This window comes from Massilia sp. CT11-108, assembly GCF_047302915.1.
GTDB lineage: Bacteria > Pseudomonadota > Gammaproteobacteria > Burkholderiales > Burkholderiaceae_D > Telluria > Telluria orientalis.
In genome coordinates, this window is record NZ_JBKYMO010000496.1 from 1 (window position 1) to 3,961 (window position 3,961).

Consider the following 3,961-nt stretch of genomic DNA (forward strand, 5'->3'; position numbering starts at 1 on the left):
GTGCTGCCCGGCAGCACCGACCGGATGGCGGCCTGGACCGGCTGGGCGCCGCTGCGGCGCCGGCTGCGGCTGCTGCAACAGGATGCGGCGCAGGTGGCGCTGTGCCATGGCGTGATCGATAGCGCGCTCGGGCGGACGATGCATCGATCCACTTCAAAAACCGTGGACGCCGGATGGAACTAAACACGTCGCGATCCGCTCTGTAATTCATGATCCTGGCGCGGAAACGCCATCATGAACACCTCCAAGCCACTTACCGGAAAACGCATCGCAGTCCTGGCCGCCGACGGATTCGAACAGGCGGAACTCAAGACGCCGCTGGCAGCCCTCGCCGACGGCGGCGCCGATGTGACATTGATCTCGCTGCGGCGCGGGCGGATCCGCGGCGTGCACATGCACCAGCCCGGCGATCTCGTGCGCGTCGGCAAGGCCATCGACGACGCGCAGGCCGCCGACTACGACGGCCTGCTCGTCCCCGGCGGCTACATCAGCCCCGACAGCCTGCGCCAGTCCGCCCAGGTGCGAGCGTTCGTGCGGCAGTTCGACGCGGCAGGAAAGCCCATCGCCCTGCTGTCCCAGGCGCCCTTGATCCTCGTGTCGGCCGGGCTCGCGCCGCGGCGCACGCTGACGTCGTGGCCGGGCATCCGCGACGACGTCGTCAACGCGGGCGCGACCTGGCTCAACCAGGACGTGGTGCGCGACGCGCACGTGCTGTCGTGCCGCGGCACGCAAGACCTGGCCGCGTTCGTACAGGCGTTGACGCCCTTCTTCGCGGGCGAACCGGCGACGCAGGCCAACGCGGCCGAGGCGCGATCGGACCCGGCGCAGGACAAGCCGCTGGAACAGCCGAACCAGTCGCTCCGCTGGCTCGCGGCGCCGTCGTTCGGGACGATGCTCAGCCTGGCGCTGCTGGGCGTGGGCGTCGTGGCCGCGCAGCGCGCACGGCAAAAGACCGCCTCCGCGGACGCGCCCGCGGAAGACGCTAGTGCTCGCGCACGAGATTGAACTGCCGGGCCTGGCGCTTGTAGTCGGCCACGGCCTGGTGGATGTAGCGGGTCAGTGCATCACCCGTCAGCGCGAGCGGATACAGGCCGATTTGCGCGCGCATCTGCGCGAACTCGGGCGCCGACTCGATGCGGTCGAACGCCTGCACCCAACGGCGGTAATCCGCATCGGACACGTCCGGCCCCATCAGGATGCCGCGGATCAGCGGCCACACGATATCGTAGCCCTGCTCGCGCGCCGTGGGCACGCCCGCCATCGCGCCCGTGAGGCGTTTATCGGACAGCACGGCCAGCACGCGCACCTTGCCGGACGCCGTGTACAACGCCGTCTCCGACACGTCGCTCGACACGACCTGCACATAGCCCGCCTGCATCGCGACGAACTCCTCGCCGCCCCCTTCCAGCGCGACGAAGCGCAGCTGGCGCGGGTCGAGGCCGGCCTGGCGGGCCAGCAGCGCCATCTTCATCCAGTCCTGGCTGCCGATCGTGCCCGACATGCCGATCACGATCTTCTCGGGGTCGCGCCGCAGGGCGTCCACCAGGTCGCGCAGCGAACGGTACGGCGTATCGGCCGGCACGGCGATGACGCCATAGTCGACGCCGAGCGCCGCCACCCAGCGCACGTCGTCCGGACTGGCCTTGCCGAACTTGCCCTGCGCGAGGTTCAGCAGCGACCCGCCGGAAAACGCGACGAGCGTGTCCGGCTCGGCGCGCCGCTGCGACACCATCGTGTGCCACGCCACGGCGCCGATTCCGCCCGGCAGGTAGCTCAGCTTCAGGCGCGGCGCGCCGGGCTTGGCTTGCAGCGCCTTCTGGGCGAGCTTGCAGGTCAGGTCCATCGCCCCGCCCGGCTTGGACGGGACGAGGCATTCGGCGGCCGCGGGTCGACCGACAGCCGGCAACGCGGCCAGCAGCGGCAAGGACAACAGGATCGTGCGCAGGGACTTCATGGCGCTCATGATACTCGCGTTGGCGTCCGCTTCAGTGGAGTTGCGACATTGCCAACAAGGTCAGCGTGACCGTGATCGCGCCGCCGATGCGGGTGGCGATCTGGGCGAACGGCATCAGCTGCATGCGCTCGGCCGCCGTCAGGATCGCGACGTCGCCCGTGCCGCCCTGGCCGCTGTGGCAGGCGTTGATGATCGCGGTCTCGATCGGGTACATGTTCATGCGGCGGCCGACGAAGAAGCCGGTGGCGATCAGGCTGGCGACGGTCGAGACGATGACCGTCAGGTTGACCACGTTGAACGCGGAGACGAGCTTGTCCCACGGCGTCATCGACGCGCCGATCGCGAACAGCAGCGGGTACGTCACGGCCGTCGAAAAGAATTTGTAGACGATGTAGGAACTCTGCTGCAGCTGCGGCGACACGAGGCGCGACAGCTTGAACATCACGGCCACGAACAGCATCGCGACCGGGGCCGGGAAATCGAACAGGCGGAAGCACATCATGCCGACCATGTACAGCGAGATCGAGGTGATGCCCGCGGCGGCGATGTTGGCGATGTCGAACTGGCCCGGCAGGCTCGCCGCCTGCGGCGCGATGGCTTCCTCGCCCGGCTGCAGGCGGCCCTGGCCGGACAGGTGCGGACGCTTCTTGCCCAGCGAATTCAGCATGCCGGACAGCAGGATCGCCGTCAGGCTGCCCAGCATCACGGGCGGCAGGACTTCGGCGAAGATATGGCCCTGCTCCTGGCCCAGGATGCCCGCATAGCCGATCGACAGCGGGATCGCGCCCTCGCCCACGCCGCCCGCCATGATCGGCGCGACGAGGTAGAAGAACGTGTGGTACGGGCCCAGGCCCAGCAGCGTGCCGACCGCGGTGCCGACCGCGCCCGCCACGACGGACCCGATGGCCAGCGGCACGAAGATCTTCAGGAAGCCCTTGATCAGGACGTTGCGGTCCATGCTCAGGATGCTGCCGACGATGATCGACGAGATGAACAGGTACAGGAAGTTGGTGGACTTGGTGAAGTCGACGACGTTCTTCAGCACGGGCGCCGGCAGCAGCTTGCTGAAGGCGAGATACGACGGGATGAACGTCGCGAAGATGGCGGCGGCGCCGATGTTGCGGAAATACGGCAGGCGCTTGCCCAGCTCGGCGCAGGAAAAGCCGCCGACGGTAAGGATGGCGATCGACACGCAGATGTCGTTCGGCACCTTGCCGGTCGCGACGAAGCCGCCGATCAGCGCCAGCAGCAGCACGTAGACCGGCAGCGGCACGATGCCGATGCGGGTGCGCGCGATGGTGCGGACGATCCGGGGAATGGAGGTGCCGGCCGCCTGCTGTTCTGCGTTCGCCGGAGTGTAGGTTGTCGTGTTCATGTGTGCTCCTCTTTCTTGTCCAGGCCAGATATCGGAACCGTTGATACGGCCGATCAGCCTGGTGAATGGAGCCCACTATATCGACGCAACCCTTCAATTACCTTTCAGCGGCATAATGGCGGGTTTTCGCCGTCCTTGACGAGGTTTTCGTGTTTCCTCCCGTATCGCTCGACGTCAGCGCCGCCATCAAGACCCTCGTGCTCACGCTCGACCTGCTGGGCACGTTCGTGTTCGCCCTGAGCGGCGCCGTGGCCGGCGTGCGCCGCCGGCTCGACCTGTTCGGCGTGCTGGTGCTGTCGTTCGTCGCCGCCAACTCGGGCGGCATCGTGCGCGACGTCCTCATCGGCGCGACGCCCCCGTCCGCGATCCGCGACTGGCGCTACCTGGCCGTGTCGCTGCTCGCGGGCGTGCTGATCTTTTTCTGGTATCCGCGCATCAAGCGCCTGCAGAGCCCCGTGCTGATCTTCGACGCGGCCGGCCTCGCCCTGTTCTGCGTGGCCGGCGCCCAGAAAGCCCTCGTGTTCGGCCTGGACCCCGTGATGGCCGCGCTGCTCGGCATGCTGACGGGCGTCGGCGGCGGCGTCGCGCGCGACGTGCTGCTGTCGGAGATTCCGGCCGTGCTGCGCTCCGAC

At 68.2% G+C, this 3,961-nt stretch carries 5 protein-coding genes; 3 read left to right on the forward strand and 2 right to left on the reverse strand.

The window, feature by feature from the left end; translation table 11 throughout:
• Together ACEN88_RS26100 and ACEN88_RS26105 are read left to right on the forward strand one after the other, a co-directional pair.
• Positions 1-183, forward strand: a 183-nt coding sequence (locus tag ACEN88_RS26100) for a hypothetical protein (RefSeq protein WP_413344350.1), incomplete at its 5' end; no start/stop codon positions are given.
• Positions 184-234: 51 nt separating this feature from the next.
• A complete protein-coding gene (locus tag ACEN88_RS26105; protein WP_413344352.1) occupies positions 235-1,005 on the forward strand; it encodes a type 1 glutamine amidotransferase domain-containing protein in 771 nt (256 codons plus the stop codon).
• Here ACEN88_RS26105 and ACEN88_RS26110 read toward each other — a convergent pair.
• Positions 983-1,954, reverse strand: coding sequence for a tripartite tricarboxylate transporter substrate binding protein (locus ACEN88_RS26110; protein ID WP_413344357.1), 972 nt, complete (start codon positions 1,952-1,954; stop codon positions 983-985). The genes ACEN88_RS26105 and ACEN88_RS26110 overlap by 23 nt on opposite strands.
• 31 nt (positions 1,955-1,985) lie before the next feature.
• Positions 1,986-3,329, reverse strand: a complete 1,344-nt coding sequence (locus ACEN88_RS26115) for a 2-hydroxycarboxylate transporter family protein (protein ID WP_413344353.1) — start codon at positions 3,327-3,329, stop codon at positions 1,986-1,988.
• Between the two features lie 149 nt (positions 3,330-3,478).
• Between ACEN88_RS26115 and ACEN88_RS26120 the strand changes: the two genes are divergently transcribed.
• Positions 3,479-3,961 (forward strand): trimeric intracellular cation channel family protein (locus tag ACEN88_RS26120; protein WP_413344355.1); only part of this gene is annotated, 483 nt, incomplete at its 3' end.